Origin of the sequence: Bacteriovorax sp. DB6_IX (genome assembly GCF_000447775.1) — a bacterium.
Classification (GTDB): Bacteria; Bdellovibrionota; Bacteriovoracia; order Bacteriovoracales; family Bacteriovoracaceae; genus Halobacteriovorax_A.
Genome location: NZ_AUNJ01000415.1, coordinates 1 through 6066 on the forward strand (window position 1 = coordinate 1; position 6066 = coordinate 6066).

Below are 6066 nucleotides of genomic sequence, written 5' to 3' on the forward strand. Positions count from 1 at the left end.
CAAAAGAAGTTTCATTAGAAAATACTGAAGCAGTCGCGACAGATAAGGGAACCCTTCATCAGTTAAGGCTTAAAGCAGAAGAGTTAAAAAATAAAATCATAGAAGAAAAAAATAACAAGTCTAATTCAACGGAATCAAATTCTAGTAAGAAAGCAACTGGAAGTACTAATCTTGTAGACTCTGTTGTAAGGGTGAATGTCTCGCTCTTGGATAAGATCATGAATGTTGTAGGAGAGTTAGTACTTAATAGAAACCAAATTCTTCAATATGCGAACAATGATACTTCCTCTGAGCTGAGTAGACTTGCACATCAATTGAATGCAATTACAACTGAGCTACAGACAGATATTATGACAACTAGAATGCAACCAGTTGGTAGCGTTCTAAGTAAGTTTGAACGTGTCGTCAGAGATCTTTCGCGTCAGCAAGGTAAAAATATCAAACTGACTATTACAGGTAAAGAAACTGAACTAGATAAAACTCTACTCGAGGCCATTCGTGATCCATTAACACACTTAATAAGAAACTCTGTTGATCATGGTGTAGAAGTTCCCGAAAAAAGAGTTAGCAATGGAAAGCCTGATCAGGGCTCAATTTCAATTAGGGCCTATCATGAAGGTGGTCAGGTAACAATTGAAATTGCTGATGATGGAAACGGAGTTGATCCAGAGAAGATATTAGCTAAGGCAATATCTAAAGAGCTTATCTCAAGTGAGAAAGGAGCAGCTCTTACTAAAAAACAGATTCTAAATTTAATTTTTACTCCTGGTTTTTCTACAGCAGAGCAAGTGACAAATATTTCTGGCCGCGGTGTCGGAATGGATGTTGTGAAATCAAATATTGAAAAGATTGGTGGATCGGTAGATGTTAGTTCAAAAGTCGGAGAGGGAACAATTTTTAAATTACGCATTCCTCTTACTCTTGCGATTGTTCCAGCTTTAGTTGTTCAAAGTTGTAGGGAAACATACGCTATTCCACAAACGAACCTCGTTGAGCTTGTTCGTATTGAAGAAGGTGATGAGAAGAAAATTGAGCACATCCATGATTCAGAGTTTTACCGTTTAAGGGGTGATCTTATTCCTATATTTAGACTAGATTCTAGTTTGAACTTAACCGAAGCAAGTGAAGAGCTTAAATCATCTGATATAAATATCGCCATTTTAAATGCAGAAGGTGCAATATATGGTCTTGTTGTAGATCAAGTTTTAGATACAGAAGAAATTGTTGTTAAGCCACTTAGTAGAGAGCTTAAGGAGTTATCTATATATGGCGGAGCTACAATCATGGGAGATGGTTCTGTTGCCCTTATTATAGATGCACTTGGGTATTATAATCATATGGGAAGGGTTCAAGCTCAGAAGAAGTCTGATGTTGATCTCTCAAATCGTCATCAAGAAAAAGAGGTTGCATATAATGACGAAGTCTTACTTTGTTCTCTTGAGGATGGGCGTGAGTATGGAATTCCATTAGCTATTGTTCATAGATTAGAAGAGTTTTCTATTAAGGATGTTGAATGGAGTGGAAATATGCCACTCGTGAGATACCGTGGAAAGGCGATGCCGCTTGTTCAACTAGAAAACACTCTTGGCATATCTGAAGATTCAGCCCTGTCCAACGGACAAGAAGAACTCCCTGTTATTGTTATAAACGCCAGAGGGGTACAGCTTGGATTTGTTGTCTCAGAGATACGTGATATTGCTATAAATCATTCGAAGATTTCAACAGATACTTCTGATAGAGACGGGTTTATAGGAACAGCTTTTATCAATGACAAAACAATTACCATTTTAGATATTTTTAAAATTGTAGATGGCTTACCTTTTGCTTCAGCTTCCTCTGTAGAAAATTCTAAAGGTCGCGTCTTAATAGTTGAAGATTCGGAACTATTTTTAAGAATACAAAAAGAGTTATTTTTAGAGTCAGGCTTTGAAGTGGATACAGCTGTTGATGGTAAAGAAGCATTGAAGTTGGTGAGCAAGAACTATATTGCTGTAGTAACAGATATAGATATGCCACATATGAATGGAATTCAGTTGTTGAAGGAAATTAGGGCAAAAGAAGACTTAAAAGAAATTCCTATTCTTGCAGTGTCTTCAGTAGTTGAAAGAAAATATGATGAATTGATTAATGAAGGTTTTGATTTCTGCTTTGATAAGCAAAATAATTTTAGAGCAGTAGAAGTAATCAATCAATTAATAGGATAATTATGGAAGTAGTGTCTAACGAAGAATTACAAGATAGTGGTGGCGAAGGTCTCAATTCATCTTTGTCGCAGTTGTGTGGCTTTAAAATTAAAGGTGATTATTATGCAATCTCGGTATTGGATGTACAGGAGGTTATTAAACCTCAACCTCTGACAACGGTTCCTTTGTCACCGGAGTATGTTAAGGGGCTAATAAATTTAAGGGGACAGATTGTAACATCTGTCAGTCTTCGAAGACTATTTAAGATGGAAGATAATGAGTGCGATGACCATATGAATATCATTGTTCGTAATGGTGATTCGCTTTATGCCTTAATGGTTGATGAAATTTTAGATGTTATTGATGTGGAAGAGAAAACTTTTGAGAGTATTCCAGAAACAATTAATGACAACATCAAGAAATATATTAAAGGTGTCTATAAATTAGAAAGCAATTTATTAATATTATTAGATTTAGAAAAAGTATTGTCGGTAGACGTTTAAAAGGGGATTTTTATGTCAAACTTAGGAGTAGCAGAGATGCCTAGCGGGACGAATGTAAATTTTGAACAAATGGTTGAGAAATCACCAATTAACACAATGTTTGCAACGCCTGAAGGTATCCTAACTTATATGAATGCTGCATCATCATCAACGCTTAAAACACTTGAGCAGTATTTACCAGATAGAGTTGAAAACCTAGTAGGTAAAAGTATTGATTGGTTTCATAGAGATCCGGAAGTTCAAAAGAAAATTATCGCAAATCCAGCAAACTTACCATACAAGGGAATTATTGAAGTTGGGCCTGAAAAGCTAGATCTACTTGTTACGGCAATAGTATCAGATAATGGAACATACCTTGGACCAATGGTAACTTGGGAAGTTGTTACTGAGGCGCAAAAATTAGAAATTGAAATGGCTCGAATTCGTCAGATGGTAGATAAATCACCAATTAACACGATGATGGCAAACCCTGATGGTAACCTCCTTTATATGAATGAGGCATCAACAAATACTCTAAGAACATTAGAGCAATATTTACCAGATAAGGTGGATAACTTAGTTGGAAATAGTATTGACTGGTTTCATAAAGATCCTGAGGTTCAGAGAAAAATTATTGGAAATCCAAGTAATCTTCCACATAGTGCAATTATCTCTGTTGGACCTGAAAAACTTGACCTTCTTGTCTCTCCAATCCTCGCAACTGATGGTACATACCTAGGACCAATGGTGACATGGGAAGTCGTCACTAAGAAGCTTGAAACTGAAACAGAAATGGCCAGAACATCTCAGATGGTTGAAAAATCGCCTATCAACACAATGATGGCGACACCTGAAGGTGTCATGATTTATATGAATGAAAGTTCAAGAACGACTTTAAAAGGACTTGAACAATATCTACCTGACAGAGTCGATAATTTAGTTGGGAAAAGTATTGACTGGTTACATAAGAATCCAGAGGGACCTCGTAAAATCTTTGGAAATCCAGCGAACCTCCCACACAAGGCCGTTATTTCTGTTGGACCAGAAAAACTAGATCTCTTAGTATCTGCTATTTTTGATAGTTCAGGGGAGTATCTCGGACCAATGGTAACATGGGATGTAATCACTGATAAGTATGCTTTAGTTGATGATCTTTCTAAGAGTGCGCAAGGACTATCTGATTCTGCAGAGCAGTTATTGGCACTTTCAAATTCTTTATCTGCTGGAGCTGAAGAGACATCTGCTCAGGCAAATACGGCAAGTACTGCATCTGAAGAGATCAATGCTGGTGTACAAACTGTAGCATCAAATATGGAAGAAATGGTTGCTGCAATTAAAGAAATTACAAAAACTACAAATGAAGCATCCTCTATGTCAAACGAGGCTATGAAGATGGCCAAGTCGACTAATGAGATTATTGGACAGCTTGGTGAATCTAGTATGGATATTGGAAATGTGATCAAGGTTATTTCTTCGATTGCACAACAAACAAACCTTCTCGCTCTAAATGCTACGATTGAAGCTGCAAGAGCTGGAGAGGCCGGAAAAGGCTTTGCCGTTGTTGCCAATGAAGTTAAGGAACTTGCTAAACAAACAGCAAAAGCGACTAATGATATTACGAAGAAAATTGAAACTATCCAAAGTGATTCGAAGAATGCAGTAAATGCAATTGGTGAAATTTCTGATGCGATTGAAAAAGTAAATGGATATGCAGGTAATATTGCTGCATCTGTTGAAGAGCAGGCTGCGACAACTAATGAAGTAACACGAATTGTAACTGAAGCAGCTGAAGGTGTTAAACAGATTAATGAAAATATTGGTCAAGTATCTGAAGCCGCAGCTACAACTGGAAAAGATGCAGCCAATACACAAGACGCAGCGAAGCTTCTGAGAGAGATGGCGGACACTTTACAAGTTCATGTGGATAAGATTGAAATTTAAAAAGGCATAGAATGAAAATACTCGTTGTAGACGATTCTATCGTTTATAGAACAGCAATAAACCAGGCACTTTCAGAAGTGCCTGGTTATAATGTTTTTAAGACTTGTAGCAATGGAAAGATAGCTGTTGATTTCTTAAAGCAAAATCCTGATACGGATTTAATAACTTTAGATATGGAAATGCCTGTTATGGATGGCATGGAAACAATTAAAGAAATAAGAAAGTTTAACAGCAAGGTTGTTATTATCGTTTTTTCTGCAATTACGACTCGTGGTGCTGAAAGGACGATTGATGCACTTTCAAGTGGAGCCGATGACTTTGTTACTAAAATAGAAGGCCAAGGAACAATTGAAAGCTCAATTGAAATGATTCGAGATGAATTGGTTCCAAAGATTGAAGCGCTTAAGTCGAAAAGAGCTACAGCTCCAATTAGTCCAGAGCAGACTTCTCTTGCACCGATAAAGCCTAAGGGAGTTCCCGAAGCAAGTAGCACAATGTCTGATGTTGTAAGTACAATGAACGTAAAGCCAAAACTTGTTTTAATTGGATGCTCTACAGGAGGTCCTGAAGCTCTAACAAAAATTTTTAAAGGAATTACAGAAAGACCAAGCTATCCAATGCTAATTGTACAACATATGCCACCTTTATTTACAAAGAAACTGGCAGAAATGTTAGACAAGGTTTCTCCTGTGGACGTAAGAGAAGCAGCAGGGGGTGAGAAGTTAGAGAATGGAGTTTGTTATATAGCTCCAGGTGACTATCATATGAAATTGGAAAAAGATTTGTCGCTTTCTCTTAACCAAGATGAAAAGGTTTGTTTTGTAAGACCCGCTGTTGATGTTCTTTTTCAATCAGTTTCTGAAAACTTTTCGAATCAGGTAATGTCCATTATTTTAACCGGAATGGGAGAAGATGGAGCAAATGGTTGTGAAGCATTAAAAGAAAAACAAGCTTATCAATTTATTCAGGACGAAGGCTCTTCTGTTGTTTGGGGAATGCCTGGTGCAGTGAATAGAAGAAATATAGGTGCGAAAATTCTTAATTTAGAGGATTTTGGGCCACTTTTAACTGAGATAGCGAAGAGAATTTAAGAAGGTAATAGATGAACTTTGGAAAGTATTTAGTAGATAACTCTGCTGTTGAAAAAGAAGGTTTTATTCAAGCTGCCATTAAGCAACTTGAATCTCGCCCAAGTACTTTATCAGCTGTTGTAGAGTTAAACCTTCTTGATGTTGATAAATTGCTTGAAGTTATATTTCTCTCTTTGGATAGTGGGAATGACGTACTTTCAAGTATGAAGCAACTCGGTGTTTCTGACGAAGTTCTCACAAAAGTTGATGAGTTTCAAAGATTACACACTAAGAATCTAATTGATTTACTAGTTAATGAAAAATATGCAGAAAAATCTCAGGTTCTTGGACTTTATGAGAAATACCAGAACGAAGATTTTACGAATACTG

5 protein-coding genes are annotated in these 6066 nt (G+C 36.8%); all 5 read left to right on the forward strand.

Annotated elements, in window-relative coordinates:
• Positions 1-2204, forward strand: a 2204-nt coding sequence (locus tag M901_RS12985) for a chemotaxis protein CheW (RefSeq protein WP_021278666.1), incomplete at its 5' end; no start/stop codon positions are given.
• 2 nt (positions 2205-2206) lie between these two features.
• On the forward strand, positions 2207-2686 hold the full coding sequence (locus M901_RS12990) for a chemotaxis protein CheW (protein ID WP_053335880.1): 480 nt from the start codon (positions 2207-2209) through the stop codon (positions 2684-2686).
• Between the two features lie 12 nt (positions 2687-2698).
• Positions 2699-4606, forward strand: a complete 1908-nt coding sequence (locus tag M901_RS16710; RefSeq protein ID WP_021278663.1) for a methyl-accepting chemotaxis protein — start codon at positions 2699-2701, stop codon at positions 4604-4606.
• Positions 4607-4617: 11 nt separating this feature from the next.
• On the forward strand, positions 4618-5697 hold the full coding sequence (cheB, locus tag M901_RS13000; protein ID WP_021278664.1) for a chemotaxis-specific protein-glutamate methyltransferase CheB: 1080 nt from the start codon (positions 4618-4620) through the stop codon (positions 5695-5697).
• Positions 5698-5708: 11 nt separating this feature from the next.
• On the forward strand, positions 5709-6066 hold a 358-nt coding region (locus tag M901_RS13005; RefSeq protein WP_021277847.1), incomplete at its 3' end, for a hypothetical protein.

Bases quoted from the DNA above. Each gene is read 5' to 3' on its own strand.
- M901_RS12990 (WP_053335880.1), top strand. From the start codon at position 2,207: ATGGAAGTAGTGTCTAACGAAGAATTACAAGATAGTGGTGGCGAAGGT.
- M901_RS16710 (WP_021278663.1), top strand. From the start codon at position 2,699: ATGTCAAACTTAGGAGTAGCAGAGATGCCTAGCGGGACGAATGTAAAT.
- cheB (WP_021278664.1), top strand. From the start codon at position 4,618: ATGAAAATACTCGTTGTAGACGATTCTATCGTTTATAGAACAGCAATA.